Origin of the sequence: Bradyrhizobium sp. CCGUVB14, assembly GCF_024199935.1 — a bacterium.
Taxonomy (GTDB): Bacteria; Pseudomonadota; Alphaproteobacteria; order Rhizobiales; family Xanthobacteraceae; genus Bradyrhizobium.
The window spans coordinates 5,926,710-5,947,835 of sequence record NZ_JANADS010000001.1; the positions used below are offsets into that span (position 1 = coordinate 5,926,710).

The following is a 21,126-nucleotide window of genomic DNA, read 5'->3' on the forward strand; positions in this document are numbered from 1 at the left end:
CCGTGCTGGAGACGGCGAAGCTCAACGGGCTCGCCCCGGAGGTCTATCTGGCCGATGTCATCGACCGCATGGCCAAGGGACATCCGATCAATCGGCCGGCGGAGCTTCTCCCCTGGAACTGGACGCAGCAGGCTGTAAAACTGGCGGCATGATAAACGGGCCGCCATAGCGCATCGCGTCCAATGGAAGGAGCGGTTCGATCTGCTCGTGAGGGATTTTGGAGCGCCGCGCGGTACAGCGGTTTGCACGAGTTACGAATCCATTCGACCCGTACATCGGCCAAATGCGTGAGGCCGGCTACACGTTCTCTTCCTTTGGCCCTGGAAGAGAGGGATATGAGTGTTCTTGCGCTGACTTGATTGAGGTCTTGAGCGAATGGGGTTGGTGCGGGGATGGTCCAGCCCCGATATGGATCGCCCCTGCAGACGCTGAAGGCGAAGCCTAATCTCCACCACCAAATCAGGTCTGTCCCGCTGACCGTGGACCCTGGCTGACGCTTGGCGTCATTGTCAGATCAGCAATGTAGGAAAAGGGAATGCCGGCAATACCCCGGCCTCAGGGAACGAGGGCGTCGGCGAACACGTCAGGACCAAATTCCAAATAAGCCCGAAGGCCGTCTGTGGAATTGCGGGGCCCTTGTTCAGGGAGCCGCACTGAACGAAGAAAACTTGTTTCTTCTGCCGGACCGGGCTTTGACGAGCGAGCCCGTGAAAGCTGACGATCCGACCGTTGACCTGATGTCTCGCCGACACCCTCTATCGTCGACCAGAACCTCTAGGAGGCGCTGATGACGTGCCGGCTGCGAGAGCCGGCAACTTCAGAAGCGAAGTTACTTCTTCTTCTTCGCGACCTTGCGGGTCTTCTTCGCAGTCTTCTTCACTGCGCTCTTCGCCTTCTTCGCCTTCTTCGCTTTCTTGGCCATGTTGCCCTCCGATGTGTGAGATGGCTTTAATCGCTGCGCGCATTCGGGGATCGAATGTGCACTCACCCCGAATACACCAACACGACGAAAAAAACATCTTCTCACTTAAGGAAGTGTTGACGACGCAGCGCGCGTGCGCCAGCCGCGCTTGATTTGCCGACGCGCAGAGACAAGCGTCTGCAGTTGCAAATGCTTCTCGCAACATCGACGTCGGCAACAGCCGCGATTGCAAGAATATCCTATGCAGCAAGTATTATTCTGCGCGCACACATCACGCGCGATCAACGTGATGACGTACGCTGCAATGCGCGCGAGCGCCTCGCGGAGGCGAGTCGCGGACTCTGAGTCGCGAATTTTGGCAACGAAATTATTTTCATGCTTAACGGCGGAAGCGCTCATCGGAGCGCGTGTAAGTCGCCGCTTTGTGCGAATCGCGCCCCCGCGATTCGCAACTGCATCGTGACCTCAACGGGGTGAAGTTTGCCATCTGCGATGCGTGCGCGCGTCTCGTCTCGACGTCGCGCGAGGTGACGGCGAGCGTCTCGCCGTCTCGTCCGAACGCGTGACGTCAGACGCCGAGCTTGGACTTGAGCAGCTCGTTGACCGCTTGCGGGTTCGCCTTGCCGCCGGATGACTTCATCACCTGGCCGACGAACCAGCCGAGCGACTGCGGCTTGTCCTTCACCTGCGCGGCCTTGTCGGGATTGGCCGCGATGATGTCGTCGACAACCTTTTCGATCGCCGAAAGATCCGTGACCTGCTTCATGCCGCGGCTTTCGACCAGCGCACGGGGATCGCCGCCCTCCTGCCAGACAATCTCGAACAGATCCTTGGCGATCTTGCCGCTGATCGTGCCCTCGCCGATCAGGTCGACGATTGCAGCAAGCTGCTCGGAGGTAACAGGAGAGCCCGTAATATCCCGGCCTTCCTTGTTGAGACGACCGAACAGCTCGTTGATCACCCAGTTCGCCGCCATCTTGCCGTCGCGGGCGCGGTTGGCGAGCCTGTCGAGCACAGTTTCGTAGAACACCGCGCTCTCACGCTCGGCGACCAGCACGCTCGCGTCATAGGCCGACAGGCCGAAGTCGGCGACGAAGCGCGTCTTCTTCTGATCCGGCAGCTCCGGCAGCTTCGCCTTCAGCTCGTCGACGAAGTCTTGCGAGAACTCCAGCGGCAGCAAATCCGGATCGGGGAAGTAGCGGTAGTCGTGCGCCTCTTCCTTCGAGCGCATCGAGCGCGTCTCGCCCTTGTTGGGGTCGTAGAGCCGCGTCTCCTGGTCGATCTGGCCGCCATCCTCGAGGATCTCGATCTGGCGGCGCGCTTCGTACTCGATCGCCTGGCCGATGAAGGTGATCGAGTTCATGTTCTTGATCTCGCAGCGGGTGCCGAGCGGCGCGCCCGGCTTGCGCACGGAGACGTTGACGTCGGCGCGCAAGGACCCCTTCTCCATGTCGCCGTCGCAGGTGCCGAGATAGCGCAGGATCGAGCGCAGCTTGGTCACGTAGGCCTTGGCCTGCTCGGCATCGCGGATGTCCGGTTTTGATACGATCTCCATCAGCGCCACGCCGGAGCGGTTGAGGTCGACATTCGACATCGTCGGCGACCGGTCGTGCAGCAACTTGCCGGCATCCTGCTCCAGATGCAGCCGCTCGATGCCGATGGAGACACTGCGGCCACCGTCGAGCTCGACGACCACTTCGCCCTCGCCCACCACGGGCGATTTGTACTGGCTGATCTGGTAGCCCTGCGGCAGGTCCGGATAGAAATAGTTTTTCCGATCGAACACCGAACGCAGGTTGATCCTTGCGTTGAGGCCAAGCCCGGTCCGGACAGCCTGCCTGACGCATTCCTCGTTGATCACGGGCAGCATGCCCGGCATCGCGGCATCGACCAGCGACACATGGCTGTTCGGCTCTCCGCCGAACGCCGTCGATGCGCCCGAGAACAGCTTCGAGTTCGACGTCACCTGGGCATGGATCTCCATGCCGATGACCATCTCCCAGTCGCCGGTCGAGCCCTTCAGAAGCTTGTGCGTGGCCGTGCTCATGTCTTGCTCCCGAGCAGCGTGGCAGCGATCCGCTCCCACTCCGCTTCCAATGAATCCTTTGCCGCAGGCTGGCCGGCCTGGCGGTACCAATAGCCGGCATTGCCGAGATCGCCTTCGACGCGGTGCAAGTATGCGTGCACCCAGGCGGCGTCGCGGCCATTGTCGTCCTGGACGATCTTGTGCGCCTCGTCCCAATCGCCCTTCGCCGCCCACCAGAGACCGGCGAGCGGCGCGCTCAGGCCAGGCGCGGGCGCCGCGCCGCCGAGGCTCGCGATGAAATCAGCGACATTCACCACCACCTCGCGGGCGTGAAGCGGCCGGCAGCCTGCTCGATCACCTCGCCGAGCGAGAACAGCGTCTCCTCGTCGAAGGGTCGGCCGATCAGCTGAAGGCCGAGCGGCAGGCCCTGCGCGTCCTTGCCGGCGGGCACCGCAATGCCCGGCAGGCCCGCCATGTTCACGGTCACCGTGAAGATGTCGTTGAGATACATCTCGACGGGATCGGCGCCGCCCTTCTCGCCGATGCCGAAGGCCGCCGACGGCGTCGCCGGCGTCAGGATCGCGTTGACGCCCTTGGCGAAGCAATCCTCAAAGTCCTTCTTGATCAGCGTGCGCACCTTCTGGGCGCGCAGATAATAGGCGTCGTAATAGCCGGCCGAGAGAACATAGGTGCCGATCATGACGCGGCGGCGCACCTCCGCGCCAAAACCTTCGGCGCGGGTGTTCTCATATTGCTCGATGATGTTCTTGCCCTGCTCGCGCAGGCCGTAGCGGACGCCGTCATAGCGCGCGAGGTTGGAGGACGCCTCCGCCGGCGCCACGATGTAATAGGCCGGCAGCGCGTACTTGGTGTGCGGCAGCGACACTTCGACGAGCTCGGCGCCGGCCGCCTTCAGCCAGGCCGCGCCCTCGCTCCAGAGTTTCTCGATCTCGGCCGGCATACCGTCGAGACGATACTCCTTGGGAATGCCGATCTTGAGACCCTTCACGGACCTGCCGATCGCAGCCTCGTAATCCGGCACGGCAACATCGACCGACGTCGTGTCCTTCGGATCGTGCCCGGCCATCGAGCGCAGCAGCATCGCGGCATCGCGCGTGGTGCGTGCGATCGGGCCGGCCTGGTCGAGCGAGGAGGCAAAGGCGACTATGCCCCAGCGCGAGCAGCGGCCATAGGTCGGCTTGATGCCGACGGTCGCGGTGAACGCGGCCGGCTGGCGGATCGAGCCGCCAGTGTCGGTCGCGGTCGCGCCCATGCACAGCAGCGCCGCCACGGCCGAGGCCGAGCCGCCGGACGAGCCGCCCGGCACCAGCGTCGTATTGCTGCCATCGCGCCGCCAGGGATTGCCGACGGGGCCGAAACACGAGGTCTCGTTCGCCGAGCCCATCGCGAACTCGTCATTGTTGAGCTTGCCAAGCATCACGGCACCGTCGCGCCAGAGCTGCGAGGTGATGGTGGACTCGTAGGTCGGCACGAAATTGCCGAGGATCTTCGAGCACGCCGTGGTGCGCACGCCCTTGGTCGCGAACAGATCCTTGACGCCGAGCGGGATGCCCGCGAGCGGGCCGCCCTCACCCTTGGCGATCTTCTCGTCCACGGCCTTCGCCATGGCGCGCGCCTGGTCGGGCGTCTCCATCACGAAGGCGTTGAGCACGCGCGCGGCTTCGATCGCGTTGAGATGCGCGTCGGTCAGCTCGAGCGACGTGAAAGTCTTGTCGGCGAGACCCTTGCGGGCCTCGGCGAGCGTCAGCGATGTCAAATCGGTCATTTATTGATCGGGCTGCAGAAGAACGGAGACAGGGTCTTGTCGGTGGCCGGGTCGTCTTTCTTGGCAGCGGCATTCGCGGCGGCCTGAAGCTCGTCGAGCACGGCATTGACGGCGACATTGGGGTCGGCAGCCTTGCCCTGCCGCTCCATCTTGTCGAGGTAGTTCATGTAGGCCTGATAGGCCTTCTCATCGTCGCAAAGCATGCACATCGGACAGCGTCCTGAGACTCTTTAGTTTGACGCGTTTTCTTTACGCGAACCGGTATCCACTTCGCTCGAAAACGCTCTGAAAACTATTCAACAACCTTGGGCACCAGGAAGAAGTGACCTTCGGTCGCAGGCGCGTTGGCAACGATATCGTCGGCGATCTCGCCGTCATTGACCACGTCTTGCCGCTTCTTCATCTGCATCGGGGTCACCGAGGTCATGGGCTCCACGCCCTCGACATTGACCTCCGAGAGCTGCTCGACAAAGGCGAGCATGGCGTTGAGCTCGCCCTGCAGATGCGGAACTTCGTCCTCAGACACCGCAATGCGCGCCAGATGCGCGATGCGGCGGACGGTAGTGGCGTCGACGGACATTATATAAGGCCTCTCACGGCAAAACCTATGTGCCGTATAGCAGAGGCCGGTTTTGCGCCGCAACCGGCGCTGGGACCTACCCCGCCATCTGGCGGAGGCGTGCCAAGGCCGATTTCGCGAGATCCCGGGTCAATTCGGCGGCGGGAAGCTCCCTCCCCATGCCAATGGCCTGTCCGGCCCAGAGATTGGTGAAATCCACCCTGCCCTGCTTTTCGGCAGCCGTCTTCAGCGGCCCCAGCGCGGTCGCCGCATGGGGAAATGGCGGCGCATCCGGCGAGATCGGGCCCGCCTCGCGCATCAGGCGGTTCTGGACGCCACGCGCCGGGCGGCCAGTCATGACATTGGTGATGACGGTGGAATCGTCCCGCGCCTCGGCAAGCGCCTTGCGGCCACCGGCGCTGACCTTGGACTCCGGACAGCGCAAATAGGCGCTGCCGATCTGCACGCCGGAGGCGCCGAGCGCGAAGGCGGCCGCAATGCCGCGCCCATCGGCGATGCCGCCGGCCGCGATCACCGGTACCTTCACGGCATCGGCGACCTGCGGCACCAGCGCAAACGTGCCGGGCTGCTCGGCAATCTTGTCGGTCAGGAACATGCCGCGATGGCCGCCGGCCTCGGCGCCTTGCGCGATGACGGCATCGGCGCCGCGCTGTTCGAGCCAGACCGCTTCCTTCACCGTGGTGGCCGACGAAATGACGAGACAGCCCGCCGCCTTGACGCGCTTGAGCAGCGCCGCCTCCGGCAGACCGAAATGGAAGCTGACGACCTCCGGCTTCAGCTCCTCGACGACCTCGCAGAAAGAGGCATCGAACGGCGCGCGGTTCGCCGCATTGATCGGTGCCGACGGATCGAGGCCATGCTCGGTATAGTAGCCCGTGAGCCGCTGCTTCCAGCGCGCTTCGGCTTCCGCCGTGAGCGCGATCGGCGTGTGGCAGAAGAAGTTCATGTTGACCGGCGCCTTCACACGCTGGCGAATGATGTTGACCTGCTCGCGCGCCTTCTCCGGCGACAGCATCGCACTCGGCAACGAGCCAAGTCCGCCGCCTTCCGCCACGGCGATCACCAGCTCCGCATCCATCACGCCGGCCATCGGCGCCAGCACGATCGGGAATTCGGTCTTGAAGAGATCGATCAGTCGACGGTCAGGCCACATGGTGTGTCTCTCCTGGTTCAGGCGAGCGATGCAATGGAGTTGCGCCGGCCGGCAAGCAACTGCTCGGCTTCGGTCGCAATCCGTTCGACGATCTCGGCCGCCGGTGGAATATCATGGATCAGGCCGACCGCTTCTCCCGCAAAGACGGCCGCGATTTCGAAATCGCCCGCCATTTTTGCCGAGGCATAGTCCTTGGCAATCTCGTCAGCGCGCTGCAGCAGCTCGACCTCGCGGCCGGTCCAGCTCTTGATATGGGTGTTGATCAGCGTGCGTGCGGTGAACGGCGCCGGCCAGAACAGTTTTCGCGACCAGTCGGGAACGACGCCACGCACCGTGTTGTTTGCATCGGCCGTGCGGATGCGCTCCTTCGCTTCCGCAGCGCCATTGGCCTCGACGCTTGCGTAGAAGCGCGTGCCGATCAGCACGCCGGATGCACCTAACATCATCATTGCGGCCAGGCCCCGGCCATCGGCAATGCCGCCGGCCGCGACGACCGGCACGCGCCCGGCGGCGAGATCGACGATCGCGGGCACGATATCGACGGTGGTGCGCGATGCGCCGTGGCCGCCGGCTTCCGTCCCCTGCGCGATCAAGATCTCCGCGCCGGCATCGAGCGCCTGTTTCGCCATGTCCTCGCTCTGCACCTGGCAGATCAATCGCGCGCCGCTCGCCTTGATGCGCGGCGCGAACGGCGCGGGATCGCCAAAGGACAGCATGACCGCCTGTGGGCGGGCATCGAGCGCGATGTCGAGAAGCTCGGGCTGCTTTGCCAGGCTCCAGGTGATGAATCCGATCCCGAACGGCGCAAAGCCCTTCAGCTCGGCCGCCTCGGCCTGAAGCCGGGTCCGGTCGCCGTAGCCGCCACCGAGAATCCCAAACCCCCCGGCCTCGCTGATGGCGCGCGTCAGCCGGCTGCCCGCGATCGTGTCCATGGGCGCCGACAGGATCGGATGCCTGGTCCCGAGAAGCTCCGTCAGCGGCGTGGTGATCGGCATGGGGTCTTCCACTCTGGACAGGAACATTAGGCGCAACTAGCATTCTCGAAAAATGAATTGTTGCGAACGCTGCCATCACAAAAGCGAAACGACGCCATGGAACTGAGCGACATCCAGACCTTTGCCGCGGTGGCCCGGACCGGCGGCATCACCCGCGCCGCCGAAGAGCTCAACACGGTGCAATCCAATGTCACCCAGCGCATCAAGGCCCTGGAGGCCGAGATCGGCACACCGCTGTTCGAGCGTCACAGCCGAGGCATGGCGCTGACCGGCGCCGGCAAGCGCCTTTTGCCTTACGCCCAGCGAATGGCCGCGCTGTCGCACGAGGCGGTGCTCGCGGCGCGAGACGATGGCGAACCCAAGGGGCCGCTGTCGATCGGCTCGATGGAGACGACGGCAGCCGTGCGGCTGCCGCCGCTGCTCGCCGACTTTCATCGCCGCTTCCCCGCCGTGCGGCTGAGCCTGCGCACGTCACCTACAGCCGATCTCGTCGCCGGCGTGCTCGAAGGCACGCTCGATGGTGCCTTTGTCGCAGGTCCCATCGCGCATGCCGATCTCAGCGCGACCAGCGCCTTCCGCGAAGAGCTGGTGCTGGTCAGCGCACGGCGCTGGGCCTCGCTCGCCGAGCTGCGCGCCGGCACGCCAGAGTCAGGCCCGACCGCGCTGGTGTTCCGCACCGGTTGCACCTATCGGCAGCGCCTCGAGCAGATCTTTGTCGAGTTCGGTTGGCCCTCGGCCGCGCGCTTCGAGCTCGGCACCCTCGACGGCATGATCGGCTGCGTCGCCGCCGACATGGGCGTGACGCTGTTGCCGCGCGCGGTGGTCGAGCGCAGCGCGATGAACGGCAGCGTGACGATGCACACGCTCAATCCGCTGCATGCACGCGTCGAGACGCTGTTCATCCAGCGGCGCGCCGGCCATCAAACCAGCGCGCTGAGTGGCTTCTTGTCGTGCCTGACCAAGGACGACGAAATCATAGCGGCCTGATCCACCATCGCCGCAGCGCAACCAAGGCCCAGATCGCCTCGACCAGACCGAACGGCCAGGCGCCCTGCAGGAAGCCGTAGGTCGAGCCGAGCGCGCAGGAGGCCGCGAACAGCAGCACGAACCAGTGACTGCGGTCTTCGAGAGCATAGCAGACCAGCATCGCGCTGACGGCAAACAAGCCGAATAACGTCAGTGCATCCATTGTTCCGGGTTCACTCCGCTGCGCGACGCGTGATATGCGCTACACCATGCCGGCTCTTATCCTGCCTCTCGTCGATGCTGCAACCCACTGGCCCGAACGCGGCGGGCTGATCGGCCTTGACCTCGGCACCAAGACCATCGGCGTTGCCGTATCCAATCCGGACCGCAGGCTCGCCACGGGCGTCGAGACCATCCAGCGCAAGCAGTTCAAGCAGGACGCCGCCCGCCTCCTTGCGATCGCCACGGAGCGCAAGGTCGTCGGCTTCGTGCTCGGCCTGCCCATCAACATGGACGGCAGCGAGGGCCCGCGCGCCCAGTCGACCCGCGCCTTCGCCCGCAATCTGGCCAATCTGACCGCGCTTCCCATCGGCCTCTGGGACGAGCGCCTCTCGACCGCCGCCGTCGAGCGCGAGCTGATCGGCATGGACGTCAGCCGCGCCAAGCGCGCCGAGGTGATCGACGAGCACGCCGCCATCTTCATCCTGCAGGGCGCACTCGACCGGCTCGCCAATCTTCGACAAGGCTGATTGGAAGCGACGAATGCAATTGCCGGCAAGAACAAGAATATCGATCGGCGCCCTTCTCCTTGCTCTGCTCGCCGTCCAGGCTTCCTTTGCCACGGAAGATCATGCCGCCTCGGAGCTCAAGGGCATCTGGTCCGGGACGTTCAATCAATATTCGCACGACATCAACGACAGCTTCGCCGTCAAAGTGACCATCGACGCGATCTCGGGCAATGAATTCACCGGCATGATGGAGTGGCCGACCTTCGACACGACGACAAAAGTGAAGGGAGCGGTCGAGGGCTCGCTGATCAAGTGGACCGAAACTGGATACATCAAGGGCGATGACGCCGTCCTCAATGGGCTCTATGTCGCCCACTTCACCGCCGCGGACGAGATCACCGGCGACTGGATGGACCCGAAGCACACCATCACGCCAAAGGGCCCCCGCTTCGGGACGCGCGGAGCCGATTTCGTGTTGAAAAAGGAATAGGCGCATGGCCGTCGTGATCGCGGCTCTGCTGCCGGTCTTCGTCCTCATCGTGCTCGGCGTGGTGCTGCGGCACAGCCTGATGCGGCTCGACACGCAATGGCACGGGCTGGAGCGGCTGACCTATTTCGTGCTGTTTCCGATGCTGCTGATCCAGACGCTGGTGAAGGCGGACCTCTCACAGGTGCCGGTCGCCGGCGTCGGCGGCGCGCTGCTGCTGTCGGCGCTCGCGATGTCGCTGCTCTGCCTCGCGCTCCGCCCTGCCCTGTCGCGACTGAACATCGACGGCCCCGCCTTCACCTCGATCTTCCAGGGCGCAACGCGCTGGCAGACCTATGTGGCGCTGTCCGTCTCCGCCAATTTGTATGGCGACGTCGGGCTGGCGCTGGCCTCGGTCGCGATGGTCGCGATCATCCCGCTGGTGAACGTGTTCAGCGTCGCCGTGCTGGCGCACTACGCTTCCCCCGAGAAGCAGTCCACGCGCGCGATCATCATGACGGTAGTCCGCAATCCCCTGATCTGGGCGTGCGTCATAGGTCTCGTCATCAATGTCATCCATCTGCCGCTGCCAAGGATCTGGCACGAGGTTGCGGACGCGCTCGGCCGCTCCTCGCTCGCCATCGGCCTGCTCGTCACCGGCGCCGGCCTCCAGCTCAAGGGCCTGCTTCGCCCGAGCCTCGGCGTAACCCTCGGCGTGGCGTTCAAACTGGCGCTGATGCCGGTGCTCGCGCTGGCGCTCGCCGTCTGGTTCGGGCTGACCGGCACCAACCTCGCGATCGTCGCGATCTGCGCCGCCGTGCCGACCTCGCCGAGCGCTTATGTGCTCGCCCGCCAGATGGGCGGCGACGCGCCGCTACTGGCACAGATCATCACGCTGCAGACGATTTTGGCGGCGATCACGATGCCGATCGCGATCGCGCTGGTGGCGACGGGAAGCTAGGTGTAAGGCCCGCCGAGGAAGACGATCGCCATGTTCATGCCCGAATGGAGCATGACGGTCAGCCAAGTCGAATTGGCTCGCAGGCGAAAATAGCCAAGCGTGAGACCGGTGACAAAAATCCAAGAGCGCTCATACCAGCCGTACTGCGTATGGTTGAGCGCCCACAGTGCCGCTGTCAGCACGATGGCACCGTACGGCCCCAGAAACGACTGAGACCACCCTCGAAACATAAATCCTCGGAAGAGGAACTCCTCCAGTACCGGCGCCCCAACGCACATTCCGATCGCGAAAGTGAGCAATCCTGCCGCCCCTCCAACGACGAGATCGGAACTGGTTTGTGGCCTCGCCAGACCGAGCTTGATCGTGACAAAAGCTTCGATGGTTATCAGAATGATCATGACGCCGAACCCGCAGACCACCACGTCGCGACTCGGCCAGTTCAGCGCCAGATAATCAGCGAAGCCTCTCCCGGCTATCCGGACGGCCGCCCACAGCACTGCGATCGCAGCTGGCGTTCCCAAGATGATGCCGGAGGCCTGCCAGCGGCCCTGCTCCCATACAGCCTGAAACTCGGCCGTCGTCAGGTTCTTCGTTCCACCATAGGCGGCGAGCAAGAGCATCAGCGCGACGCTACCCGTCAGCACGAATGCGCCGTCAGCAAGCAACGCGACAAACAGCGTCTCCATGAAATCCCAGGTGCGGGAATTCGGCGCTGAGCCAGCTGCCGGCGGGACGGCACTTTGGAGATCAGACATGCGGGCTTTCCGCGACAACGTCGCAGCGAAGGCGGGAGATGGTTCTACCTAACCTATCCGAGGATCATCAGGCCGGCAATTGCGACCGGCCTTGGCAGAAGCCTTCTCTAACCGTCGCCCTACTCTCCCAGCCACATCGTCAGCACCACCGCCGTCATGTTGTTCAGCGCGTGCAGCACGATGGTGAGCCAGAGCGAGTTGGCGCGATGGCGCATGTAGCCGAACCAGAGGCCGATGGAGAACACCTCGGCGAGGAAGTACAGATCGTATTGCAGATGCACCGCCGTCCACACCAGTGACGACAGGATGATCGCGCCGGGCACGCGCAGGAAGCTCGCCGACCAGCCGCGGAAAAGGAAGCCGCGCGCGAGCACCTCCTCCGACATCGGTGCCGCCACGCTGAAGGCGAACAGCAGCAACAGCGCCGCGCCCTTGTCGCGGCCCGATTTCAGGAGATCGGTCATGAAGCCCGGCGTGGCCTCGCGGCCGAGCGATCGCGAGACGATTTCCCAGGCCATCACGACCAGGATGAGGCCGGCGGCGCCGAGCAGGAGCTGCCTCCAGGCAGGCCAGCGCAGCGCGAGATAGTCGACGAAGGATGCTTTCTTGATGCGGATGGCGAGCCACACCGCAGCTAACGTCGCAGGCAGGCCCATGATGACGGACAGCGCCAGTGCCTGCGGCTCATGACCGACCGACTGGATCGAGGCCATGTCGAGCGGCAGGGCGCGCAGCGCGACCAGCAGCAGGATCGCCCCGACCTGACCAACGAACATCGCGACGAAGACGAGCAGGCCCCACAGCGCCGTGCCCCAGAACTTCCAGACGCGCAGCGGCGCCTGCTCCGCCGATGTTGCGGTGAGCGCCGGATGGACGGGATCGAGGGAATTGACGTCGTCGGTCGTGATCGCGGGCTCTGTCATGGTGCTTCCTGCGGCCGGAATCAGTTCCGCCGCGGCTGGATCGGGAAATCATAGGCCGCCCCGCCCGCCCCTGGCAGGGAAAAATGCCACCACTCCTTCGAATAGTTCACAAAGCCTTGCTTCGCCATCGCAGCCACCAGCCGCCTGCGCCAGGCGCGCTGATCCTGTGTGATCGACGGTGCTGCGGTATGCCCCATCGCATCGGTGCAATCATAGCCGGTGCCCATGTCGACGCTGCCTTCCGGCAACCGCGCCGCGACCGGCGCCGTGCAGTCGGCGTAGGATTTTGACGGATCGATCCTGGCGGAATTGTCGGCCTTGAGATCGACCAGTGTCAGATCCAGCGCCGCACCCGTAGAGTGCTGCGAGCGGCTCGCGATATAGCCGAGGCGAAACAGCTCGGTCTTGGCGATGCGCGGATTGTAGCGCCGGTCGGCGGCGGTCTCGTGGCCGTTCTGCGACCATTTCACCATATCGAGCGAGGCGCGCGCCGGCCGGTAGCAGTCGAACATCTTGAGCGACAGATTCTGTGCCGCCAGATCCTGCTGCACGGCTTTCAGCCGCAGCCCGACTTCGCGCTTCACCACGCATTCGCCTGCGCCGTAGCCGGCGATCGGGCGGCCGATGAAATTGTTGGAGCTCGCGTAGCGGATGTCCTGGATGATGGTGGGATCGACGTCGCGCAAATAGACGAAGCCGCCGGGAAGCGATTGGGCGTGGGCGAACGGGACTGCAATTGTTGCAATGGCCGCAATCAGGAGTGATCTCACAAGCTGCCTCCGCATCCGTCATGGCCGGGCTTGTCCCGGCCATCCACGTTCTTTTGCGTTAAATTCGATAGAAGATCGTGGATGCCCGGGACATGGGCTAGCGGAAGCGACGCCGTCCTTCGAACGGCTATGCCCGGGCATGACGGAGAGAGTGCGGCAGACATCAGGGGATAACTCCCCGCCCCGGCATTGGCCCTTGCTCCCCCCGCCATCCACGCCTATAGCTCTCGCTTTAATGACATCGAAATCGACCTTCGTCCTCGGCCACCGGCATTTGCTGGGCATCGAGGGCCTTTCCGCGGCCGACATCAGCGGCCTCCTCGACCTGTCCGAAGAATATGTCGAGCTCAACCGCCAGGTTGACAAGAAGCGCACCGTCCTGCGTGGACGGACGCAGGTAAACCTCTTCTTCGAGGCTTCGACCCGGACGCAGTCCTCGTTCGAGCTCGCCGGCAAACGCCTCGGCGCCGACGTCATGAACATGTCGGTGTCCTCCTCGTCCATCAAGAAGGGCGAGACGCTGGTCGACACCGCGATGACGCTGAACGCCATGCACCCGGATATATTGGTGGTGCGCCATCACGCCTCCGGTGCGGTGGAACTGCTGGCCCGCAAGGTTGACGGTTCCGTGATCAATGCCGGCGACGGCGCACACGAGCACCCGACCCAGGCTCTGCTCGACGCGCTCACCATCCGCCGCAACAAGGGCCGGATCGAGGGCCTCGTGGTCGCGATCTGCGGCGACGTGCTGCATTCGCGCGTCGCGCGCTCCAACATCATCCTGCTCAACACCATGGGCGCTCGCGTCCGCGTTGTCGGCCCCTCCACGCTGCTGCCGCCCGGCATCGAGCGGATGGGCGTCGAGGTCGCACGCGATATGCGCGAAGGGCTCAACGGCGCGGATATCGTCATGATGCTGCGGCTGCAGCGCGAGCGCATGAACGGCTCCTTCGTGCCGTCGACCTCCGAATATTTCCACTACTTCGGGCTCGACCAGAAGAAGCTCGGCTACGCCAAGCCGGATGCACTCGTGATGCATCCAGGCCCCATGAACCGCGGCGTCGAGATCGACACGGCCGTGGCCGACGGCGCGCAGTCCCTGATCCGCGAACAGGTGGAGATGGGCGTCGCCGTGCGCATGGCCGTGCTGGAAGCGCTCGCCCGTAACCTGCCGAACGCGTGATGCCCATGCTGACCGACCGCCGCCCGATCCTGCTCGCCAACGCCCGCGTCGTCGATCCCTCCCGCGATTTCGACGGAACCGGCGACGTCCTGATTGCCGACGGCATCATCCGCGAGACCCGCCGCGGCATTGGTGCGGCCGGCGTCCCCGAGGGCACCGACGTCGTCAACTGCTCCGGCAAGATCGTGGCCCCCGGCCTGATCGACATGCGCGCCTTCGTCGGCGAGCCCGGCTTCAGCCATCGCGAGACCTTTGCCTCCGCGAGCCAGGCGGCCGCGACAGGTGGCATCACCACCATCATCTGCCAGCCCGACACCTCGCCCGTCATCGACAACTCCGCCACCGTCGATTTCGTGATGCGCCGCGCGCGCGACACCGCGATCGTCAACATCCAGCCGATGGCGGCGCTCACGAAGGGCATGCGCGGCGAGGAGATGACCGAGTTCGGCCTGCTCAAGGCCGCCGGCGCCGTCGCCTTCAGCGACGGCGACCGCAGCGTCACCAATTCGCAGGTGATGCGGCGCGCGCTGACCTACGCGCGCGATTTCGACGCGCTGATCGTGCATCACACCGAGGACCCCGATCTCGTGGGCGAAGGCGTGATGAACGAGGGCGAGTTCGCCTCGCGCCTCGGCCTGATGGGCATCCCGAAGGCCGCCGAGGCCGTGATCCTCGAACGCGACATGCGTTTGGTCGCGCTGACCGGCGGCCGCTATCACGCCGCGGCGCTGTCCTGCATCGAGTCGCTCGAGATCCTGAAGCGCGCCCGCGACGCCGGCCTTGCCGTCAGCGCCTCGGTCTCGATCAATCATCTGGCGCTGAACGAGAACGATATCGGCCCCTACCGGTCCTTCCTGAAGGTGTCGCCGCCGCTGCGCACCGAGGACGATCGTCGCGCGCTGGTGGAGGCGGTGGCCTCGGCCCTCGTCGACGTCATCATGTCCGACCACAATCCGCAGGACGTCGAGGTCAAGCGCCTGCCGTTCGCGGAAGCAGCTCCCGGCGCGATCGGTCTGGAGACCATGCTGCCGGCAGGCCTGCGGCTGGTCCACAATGACGAGCTCGACCTCAAGACGCTGATCCGGGCGATGTCGACCCGGCCGGCCGAACTGCTCGGCCTGCCCGGCGGAACCCTGCGCACCGGCGCCCCGGCCGACGTCATCGTGATCGACCCGGACGTGCCTTGGGTGGTCGATCCCGCCGACCTCAAGTCGCCCTGCAAGAACACCCCGTTCGACGAAGCCCGCTTTACAGGCCGCGCTATCAGGACCATCGTTGGTGGGCGAACGGTTTTCGAGCATGTCTGACGTGCGGAGGGACAGACATGGGCGCTGGCTATGTCAGCCATGGAGACACCGCCATGGCGCTTGATGCATTCCTGCCGGTGGCCTTCGTCATCGGCTATCTGCTCGGCTCCGTCCCGTTCGGGCTGGTGCTGACCCGGCTTGCCGGCACCCAGGATCTGCGCTCGATCGGCTCCGGCAATATCGGCGCCACCAATGTGCTGCGCACCGGCCGCAAGGGCCTCGCCGCCGCCACCCTGCTGCTCGACGCGCTCAAGGGCACCGTAGCCGTGGTGATCGCAGGCTACATCGGCGGCCCCAATGCCGCGATGCTGGCCGGCCTCGGCGCCTTCCTCGGCCACCTCTTCCCGGTCTGGCTCAAGTTCAAGGGCGGCAAAGGTGTTGCGGTCTATATCGGCATCATGCTCGGCCTGTTCTGGCCCGGCGCGGTGGTGTTCTGCCTGATCTGGCTCGCGACCGCCTTCACCACCCGCTATTCCTCGCTCTCGGCGCTGGTGGCGGCCTTCATCACGCCGCTGTTCCTGTGGTGGTTCGGCCAGCTCGCGCTCGCAGCGCTCGGCGCGGTGCTGACCATGCTGCTGTTCTACATGCATCGCGAGAACATCAAGCGATTGCAATCGGGAAAAGAAGGCCGGATCGGCGAGAAGGCGTAATTCCGGAAAAAGTACGGATACCGCCGCAAGGCCTCCGCATTATATGCCAAATCCTGTTCGCAACTCGTCGCCGGCTCGCCGGCGATAGTGGCGAACGGGTTCCATGCCTGTCATCCTGACAGCGGAGATGGCGTTACGCGGTTGCTCAGAATGAGCGAGAAGATTGACGGCACGCATGACGACGGCGGCTCGCAGGGCACTGCGGCAAGCCGGCTGCTCTCGTCGACCAACATCTGGTCTGATGCGCCCTCGCCGCCGCCCACACCAAAACTGGTCGCCGTTTCGACGCCACCCGCGCCCGTCTCGCAGGCTCCTGTCCCGCTTGAGATCGTCACCGCCCCCGCGCATGCTGCGCCTGCTCAGCCGCACGCCGATCAATGGCCACCGCGACGATTGTCGCTGGCGCTTCAGGGCGGCGGGACTTTTGCCGCCTTCACCTGGGGCGTGCTGGAGCGGTTCCTGGAAGAGCCGTCCATTGAATTCGACACGATCAGCGGCGCCAGCGCCGGCGCCATCAACGCGCTGCTGCTCGCGGGCGGTCTTGCCGAAGGCGGCCGCGAAGCGGCACGCGCGCGGCTGAACCGGTTCTGGCTCCGGCTGATGCACGAGGCCTCGTTCCGCTCGCTGATGCTGATCGGCGGCTTTTCGCCGGCGGGAAGCTCGGTCGCGTTCGGGCCGACGCTGCGCTCCGGCCAGTTCGATCCGTTCGATCTCGATCCGCTGCGGCAGGCGCTGTCGCGCGACATCAATTTCGCCGGCTTGCGTGATGCCAAATGCCCAAGGCTTCTGATCGCGGCGACGCGGATCCGCGACGGCCAGCAGCTGATTTTTGGCAATGACGCGATCACTGCCGACGTCGCTCTCGCCTCGACCTGCCCGCCGCTGGTTCACTGCGCCGTCGAGATCGACGGTGAAGCCTATTGGGATGGCGGCCTTGGCGGCAATCCGCCGCTGATAGCACTGGCGCAGCAATCGACCACCGCCGACCTGCTGCTCGTCCAGGTCACGCCCACGCGCGACAGCTACGTGCCGATCACGCTCGCTGCGATCGATCGCCGCCTCGACCAGATCGCGTCCAACGCCGCGCTCAAAGCCGAGATCGCGGCGATCGCATGGGCGCAGTCGCACGCAGCCCCCGCGCTGAGGCTCTCGACGATCGCCGCGGAAGACTCGATCGAGGGCCTTGCACAGCGCTCATCGACCGATCTCGGCCGCGGCTTCATTCGCCTGCTGCACCGGAGCGGCCGCGAGGCTGCCGAGCGCTGGCTCGGGCAAGGCGCCGGCGTCTCGCAGCCGGCGCGCGCACGCGCCGCCGAGCCCGTGCTAGCCTGATTTCGCCAGCGCGTTCTCCAAGAACCACGCCGCCGCCAACGCAACGGGATCGTTGCCGAAGCGCGCGATCACCTGCACCCCGATCGGCAGGCCACCGACCTTCATCACCGGCACGTTGACGCAGGGATTGCCCATCAGCGTCCACAGCCGGTTGTAGCGGGGCGAGCCGGTCGAGGCGAGCTCCTTGGCCGGCGCTACGCCCGGCGCCGAATAGGTGAGCAGCACGTCGAAACCTTCGAACAGCTCGCCGAGCTCGCGACGGCCGCGGCGCGCGATCCGGCGCGCGTCGTCATATTCCTTCGGCGTCAGTCCGACGGTGGCATCGAGGCTTTCGCGCAGCATCGGCGCGATCTCGTCGTGATGCTGGTCGAATTCCCAGGCCAGCGCGCGATGCGCCTCGAAGTCCTGGATGATGGGATGGATGCGCCAGGCCTCCTTGACGGACTCGGGCAGATCGATGGTCTGCACGCTGGCGCCGGCCTTCTCGGCCGCCTTGATCGCGGCCTGCAAGCCCTCTTCGGCTGCCGGCTCCACGGCCTCGGCAAATTCCTGCCGGACCACGCCGATGCGCGGCGCCTTCGCGGGCGTAATGCCGTCGAATTCGGTGCGCCCGGTGATCCCCAAAAGTCCGCGCGCGAGATCCTCCGCGCGGGATCCGAACAGGCCGACCGTGTCGAGCGCCCACGAATAGCATTTCACGCCGATGGTCGGCAGCATCCGGAACGACGGCTTGATCGCAGCAGCGCCGCAATAGGCGGCGGGCCGGATCACCGAGCCGCCGGTCTGGGTGCCGAGCGCCAGCGGGATCATGCCGGCGCCGACGGCCGCCGCCGAACCCGAGGACGAGCCGCCCGGCGTATGGCCCAGATTATGCGGATTAAGCGTCGGCGTGGGATCGCGCGAGGCGAACGCCGTGGTCGTGGTCTTGCCGATGATAGTGGCGCCTGCCCGCTTCAGCATCATCACGACCGGCGCGTCCGCGCGCGGCTGCCAGCCGCGATAGATCTCCGAGCCCATCTCGGTCGGCATATTGGCGGTGTCGATGATGTCCTTGATGCCGACCGCGATGCCCCGCAACGGGCCGGTGGCCTGGGCTTTCGCCGACTTGTCGTGACGGACGAAGGCACGGACGTCCTTCTCGCGTGCCTCGATCGCCGCGTGCGACTGGGCGACCGCGTCATCCGGCGAAAGCTCGCCGCTCGCGATGCGGCGCTGGAGGTCGGCAAGTGAGATCATGGCAAAATCCTTCTTATTGGGACCGCTTTTAGCATCGCGACGAGGCCGTGCAAGCGCACGCTGCTGTTGCCCACGCCCTCAGGTTGTTCCATGCTGGCGCCACAAGGAGACGCCGTGGACGCCATCAACCAAAGCGTGGAGCTGACCGAGGCTGAACGGATCGACCACCTGCGGCTGATCCGCTCCGACAATGTCGGGCCGCGCACCTTCCGTTCGCTGGTCGATCACTTCGGCAACGTCCGCGCCGCGCTGGAGCGGCTGCCGGATCTGGCGCGCCGCGGCGGTGCGTCGCGATCCGGGCGCATCTGCAGTGTGGACGAAGCAAGCACCGAGCTCGCCGCGAGCCGCAAGTTCGGCATCGCCTGGCGCGCGCCCGGCGAGGACGGCTATCCGGCACGGCTCGCGACACTCGACGATGCGCCGCCGCTGCTCGCCGTGCGCGGCGACAACGCAACGCTGATGCGCCCGATGATCGCCATCGTCGGCTCGCGCAATGCCTCCGGCGCCGGCTTGAAATTCGCCGGCCAGCTCGCGCGCGAGCTTGGAGAGGCCGGCTTCATCATCATCTCGGGACTTGCCCGCGGCGTCGATCAGGCCGCGCATCGTGCCAGCGTCGAAAGCGGCACGATCGCGGTGCTCGCCGGCGGACATGATTGCATCTATCCGCCCGAACATGGCGATCTGCTCACCGCGATCCTCGACCACCAGGGCGCGGCGATCTCCGAAATGCCGCTCGGCCACGAGCCGCGCGCCCGCGACTTCCCTCGCCGCAACCGGCTGATCTCGGGTGCTTCGCTCGGCGTCGTCATCGTGGAGGCCGCGCACCGCTCGGGCTCGCTGATCACCGCGCGCATGGCGGCCGAACAGGGCCGCGAAGTGTTCGCCGTCCCCGGCTCGCCGCTCGATCCGCGCGCCGCCGGCACCAACGATCTGATCAAGCAGGGCGCGACCCTCGTGACCGAGGCGGCCGACATCGTCAACGCCGTCGCACCGATCATGGAGCGGCCGCTGATGCATCCGATCAGCGAGCCGGACAGCGAGCCGTTCGAGAACGATCCGCAAGGCCACGACCGCGACCAGATCACGGGCCTGCTCGGTCCCACGCCGATCTCGATCGACGATCTCGTGCGGATGTCCGGCGCCTCGCCCGCGATCGTGCGCACGGTGCTGCTGGAGCTCGAGCTCGCCGGCCGGCTCGAACGCCACGGCGGCGGTCTCGTCTCGTTGCTCTAGCCGCCGTTGCGCTCGTCGAAGCGCGTGCGTGCAGCCTCAATTTGCATCAGATGGCCCATCGCCCACTCGCCGAGTGCCTTCACCGGCTCCTGGAGTCCACGGCCGAGATCGGTCAGCTCGTAATCGACGCGCGGCGGAATGGTCGGGAAGATCGTGCGCGTGACGAGGCCGTCGCGCTCCAGCCCGCGTAACGTCAGGGTCAGCATCCGCTGCGAGATGCCGTTGATCATCCGCTTCAGCTCATTGAAGCGCTTCGGTCCGTCGCTCAAGTTCATGATGACGAACACGCTCCATTTGTCGCCGACACGCGACAGCACCGAGGCCACGCCGCGGCAGTCGGAATGGTCGGGATTCGGCCTCCGTTCGGCAGGCAAATCAGTGTGTGCAGGTCTCAAAGATGTGCCCATGGCTCAAAAAAGTGCGTTCTTGCGGGGGTTTTGATAGTCACTCATGTAGTGCGGGTTACAAATCTATACCATGGGTGACCCCAAATGAAACTCCTCCATATCGACTCCAGCGTGCTCGGCCCCCACTCCGTCTCCCGGCAGGTATCCGCCGCCATCGTCGACCGGCTCAGACAGGCGACGCCCTCGCTCGAAGTGGTCTACCGCGATGTGACCCAGGTCCCGCTCGCCCACCTCTCAGGACCTCACCTGGCCGTCGCACAGGGCGCTCCCGCGCCTGCCGAACTCGGCCCTGACCTCGCTGCCGGCGCTGCCGCGCTGGACGAGTTCCTGGCGGCCGACATCGTCGTGATCGGCGCGCCCATGTACAATTTTACGATTCCGAGCCAGCTCAAGGCGTGGATCGACCGTGCCGTCGTCGTCGCAGGAAAGACGTTCAGCTATGGCGCGAACGGACCGCAGGGCCTTGCCGGCGGCAAGCGCGTGATCCTGGCGATCTCACGCGGCGGCTACTATGGCGCGGATACGCCGATGGCCGCGCTCGAGCATCTCGAAACCTATCTGCGTGGGGTGTTCGGCTTCATCGGCATCAATCCTGAATTCATCGTCGCAGACGGAATCCAGGTCGGTCCCGATCATCGCGAAAAGGCGCTGGCCGGCGCGCTCCAGGCGGCCACCAGCTTGCGCGCGGCGTAAGGTAACGCCGACGACAGCCGCTGCCGGACTCCGGCGGCGGCTGACAGTTCGAAT

24 protein-coding genes are annotated in these 21,126 nt (G+C 65.3%); 11 read left to right on the forward strand and 13 right to left on the reverse strand.

Annotated elements, in window-relative coordinates:
* Nucleotides 1-2: 2 nt before the first annotated feature.
* The gene (locus NLM32_RS46400) at nt 3-152 is read left to right on the forward strand and encodes a transposase domain-containing protein (protein ID WP_375143574.1); all 150 of its coding nucleotides are present in this window, start codon (nt 3-5) and stop codon (nt 150-152) included.
* Between the two features lie 1,338 nt (nt 153-1,490).
* Here NLM32_RS46400 and gatB read toward each other — a convergent pair.
* The 7 genes from gatB to NLM32_RS27740 form a co-directional block, all read right to left on the reverse strand.
* Complete coding sequence (gatB, locus tag NLM32_RS27710; RefSeq protein WP_254131980.1) at nt 1,491-2,969, reverse strand: Asp-tRNA(Asn)/Glu-tRNA(Gln) amidotransferase subunit GatB; 1,479 nt, start codon at nt 2,967-2,969, stop codon at nt 1,491-1,493.
* The gene (locus tag NLM32_RS27715) at nt 2,966-3,268 is read right to left on the reverse strand and encodes a hypothetical protein (RefSeq protein WP_254131981.1); all 303 of its coding nucleotides are present in this window, start codon (nt 3,266-3,268) and stop codon (nt 2,966-2,968) included. The genes gatB and NLM32_RS27715 overlap by 4 nt, the downstream gene beginning before the upstream one ends.
* Complete coding sequence (gene gatA, locus NLM32_RS27720; protein WP_254131982.1) at nt 3,259-4,734, reverse strand: Asp-tRNA(Asn)/Glu-tRNA(Gln) amidotransferase subunit GatA; 1,476 nt, start codon at nt 4,732-4,734, stop codon at nt 3,259-3,261. Before gatA ends, NLM32_RS27715 begins: the two co-directional genes overlap by 10 nt.
* The gene (locus NLM32_RS27725) at nt 4,731-4,943 is read right to left on the reverse strand and encodes a hypothetical protein (RefSeq protein WP_254131983.1); all 213 of its coding nucleotides are present in this window, start codon (nt 4,941-4,943) and stop codon (nt 4,731-4,733) included. Before NLM32_RS27725 ends, gatA begins: the two co-directional genes overlap by 4 nt.
* A gap of 83 nt (nt 4,944-5,026) precedes the next feature.
* Nucleotides 5,027-5,314 (reverse strand): Asp-tRNA(Asn)/Glu-tRNA(Gln) amidotransferase subunit GatC, encoded by a 288-nt coding sequence (gatC, locus tag NLM32_RS27730; protein WP_157330292.1) that lies wholly within the window; start codon nt 5,312-5,314, stop codon nt 5,027-5,029.
* A gap of 76 nt (nt 5,315-5,390) precedes the next feature.
* Nucleotides 5,391-6,467: a nitronate monooxygenase family protein gene (locus NLM32_RS27735; RefSeq protein WP_254131984.1), complete on the reverse strand. Its 1,077-nt coding sequence runs from the start codon at nt 6,465-6,467 to the stop codon at nt 5,391-5,393.
* A gap of 17 nt (nt 6,468-6,484) precedes the next feature.
* Nucleotides 6,485-7,462 (reverse strand): nitronate monooxygenase family protein, encoded by a 978-nt coding sequence (locus NLM32_RS27740; RefSeq protein WP_254131985.1) that lies wholly within the window; start codon nt 7,460-7,462, stop codon nt 6,485-6,487.
* A gap of 96 nt (nt 7,463-7,558) precedes the next feature.
* Here NLM32_RS27740 and NLM32_RS27745 point away from each other — a divergent pair, with 96 nt between their 5' ends.
* Nucleotides 7,559-8,449: a LysR family transcriptional regulator gene (locus NLM32_RS27745; RefSeq protein WP_254131986.1), complete on the forward strand. Its 891-nt coding sequence runs from the start codon at nt 7,559-7,561 to the stop codon at nt 8,447-8,449.
* Here the strand turns inward: NLM32_RS27745 and NLM32_RS27750 are convergent.
* Nucleotides 8,436-8,651: a hypothetical protein gene (locus NLM32_RS27750; RefSeq protein WP_254131987.1), complete on the reverse strand. Its 216-nt coding sequence runs from the start codon at nt 8,649-8,651 to the stop codon at nt 8,436-8,438. The two genes, NLM32_RS27745 and NLM32_RS27750, sit on opposite strands and share 14 nt — an antisense overlap.
* Nucleotides 8,652-8,697: 46 nt before the next feature.
* Here NLM32_RS27750 and ruvX point away from each other — a divergent pair, with 46 nt between their 5' ends.
* The 3 genes from ruvX to NLM32_RS27765 are packed head-to-tail and all read left to right on the forward strand — an operon-like array spanning nt 8,698 to nt 10,583.
* On the forward strand, nt 8,698-9,177 hold the full coding sequence (gene ruvX / locus NLM32_RS27755) for a Holliday junction resolvase RuvX (RefSeq protein WP_254135435.1): 480 nt from the start codon (nt 8,698-8,700) through the stop codon (nt 9,175-9,177).
* A 13-nt stretch (nt 9,178-9,190) separates the two neighbouring features.
* Nucleotides 9,191-9,646 carry a hypothetical protein gene (locus NLM32_RS27760; RefSeq protein ID WP_254131988.1) on the forward strand — a complete coding sequence of 152 codons (456 nt, stop codon included), beginning with the start codon at nt 9,191-9,193 and terminating at the stop codon, nt 9,644-9,646.
* Between the two features lie 4 nt (nt 9,647-9,650).
* Nucleotides 9,651-10,583 carry an AEC family transporter gene (locus NLM32_RS27765; protein WP_254131989.1) on the forward strand — a complete coding sequence of 311 codons (933 nt, stop codon included), beginning with the start codon at nt 9,651-9,653 and terminating at the stop codon, nt 10,581-10,583.
* Here the strand turns inward: NLM32_RS27765 and NLM32_RS27770 are convergent.
* From NLM32_RS27770 to NLM32_RS27780, 3 genes are all read right to left on the reverse strand, one after another.
* A complete protein-coding gene (locus NLM32_RS27770; protein ID WP_254131990.1) occupies nt 10,580-11,338 on the reverse strand; it encodes a CPBP family intramembrane glutamic endopeptidase in 759 nt (252 codons plus the stop codon). The two genes, NLM32_RS27765 and NLM32_RS27770, sit on opposite strands and share 4 nt — an antisense overlap.
* Nucleotides 11,339-11,457: 119 nt before the next feature.
* Nucleotides 11,458-12,261: a CPBP family intramembrane glutamic endopeptidase gene (locus NLM32_RS27775; RefSeq protein ID WP_254131991.1), complete on the reverse strand. Its 804-nt coding sequence runs from the start codon at nt 12,259-12,261 to the stop codon at nt 11,458-11,460.
* Between the two features lie 20 nt (nt 12,262-12,281).
* The gene (locus NLM32_RS27780; protein ID WP_375143575.1) at nt 12,282-13,031 is read right to left on the reverse strand and encodes a M15 family metallopeptidase; all 750 of its coding nucleotides are present in this window, start codon (nt 13,029-13,031) and stop codon (nt 12,282-12,284) included.
* A gap of 235 nt (nt 13,032-13,266) precedes the next feature.
* On the opposite strand from NLM32_RS27780, the gene NLM32_RS27785 reads away from it, so the two are divergent.
* The 4 genes from NLM32_RS27785 (at nt 13,267) to NLM32_RS27800 (ending at nt 17,503) form a co-directional block, all read left to right on the forward strand.
* A complete protein-coding gene (locus NLM32_RS27785; protein ID WP_200515468.1) occupies nt 13,267-14,214 on the forward strand; it encodes an aspartate carbamoyltransferase catalytic subunit in 948 nt (315 codons plus the stop codon).
* A gap of 5 nt (nt 14,215-14,219) precedes the next feature.
* On the forward strand, nt 14,220-15,521 hold the full coding sequence (locus tag NLM32_RS27790) for a dihydroorotase (RefSeq protein ID WP_254135436.1): 1,302 nt from the start codon (nt 14,220-14,222) through the stop codon (nt 15,519-15,521).
* Between the two features lie 53 nt (nt 15,522-15,574).
* Nucleotides 15,575-16,171, forward strand: coding sequence for a glycerol-3-phosphate 1-O-acyltransferase PlsY (gene plsY / locus NLM32_RS27795; protein WP_254135437.1), 597 nt, complete (start codon nt 15,575-15,577; stop codon nt 16,169-16,171).
* 150 nt (nt 16,172-16,321) lie between these two features.
* Nucleotides 16,322-17,503, forward strand: coding sequence for a patatin-like phospholipase family protein (locus NLM32_RS27800; protein ID WP_254131993.1), 1,182 nt, complete (start codon nt 16,322-16,324; stop codon nt 17,501-17,503).
* On the opposite strand, the gene NLM32_RS27805 is transcribed toward NLM32_RS27800, so the two are convergent.
* Nucleotides 17,495-18,739, reverse strand: coding sequence for an amidase (locus NLM32_RS27805; RefSeq protein ID WP_254131994.1), 1,245 nt, complete (start codon nt 18,737-18,739; stop codon nt 17,495-17,497). The two genes, NLM32_RS27800 and NLM32_RS27805, sit on opposite strands and share 9 nt — an antisense overlap.
* Before the next feature lie 90 nt (nt 18,740-18,829).
* Between NLM32_RS27805 and dprA the strand changes: the two genes are divergently transcribed.
* A complete protein-coding gene (dprA, locus tag NLM32_RS27810; protein ID WP_254131995.1) occupies nt 18,830-19,972 on the forward strand; it encodes a DNA-processing protein DprA in 1,143 nt (380 codons plus the stop codon).
* Here dprA and NLM32_RS27815 read toward each other — a convergent pair.
* A complete protein-coding gene (locus tag NLM32_RS27815; protein WP_254131996.1) occupies nt 19,969-20,379 on the reverse strand; it encodes a helix-turn-helix domain-containing protein in 411 nt (136 codons plus the stop codon). The genes dprA and NLM32_RS27815 overlap by 4 nt on opposite strands.
* 84 nt (nt 20,380-20,463) lie before the next feature.
* Here NLM32_RS27815 and NLM32_RS27820 point away from each other — a divergent pair, with 84 nt between their 5' ends.
* A complete protein-coding gene (locus tag NLM32_RS27820) occupies nt 20,464-21,072 on the forward strand; it encodes an FMN-dependent NADH-azoreductase (protein WP_254131997.1) in 609 nt (202 codons plus the stop codon).
* The last annotated feature ends 54 nt before the right edge of the window (nt 21,073-21,126 follow it).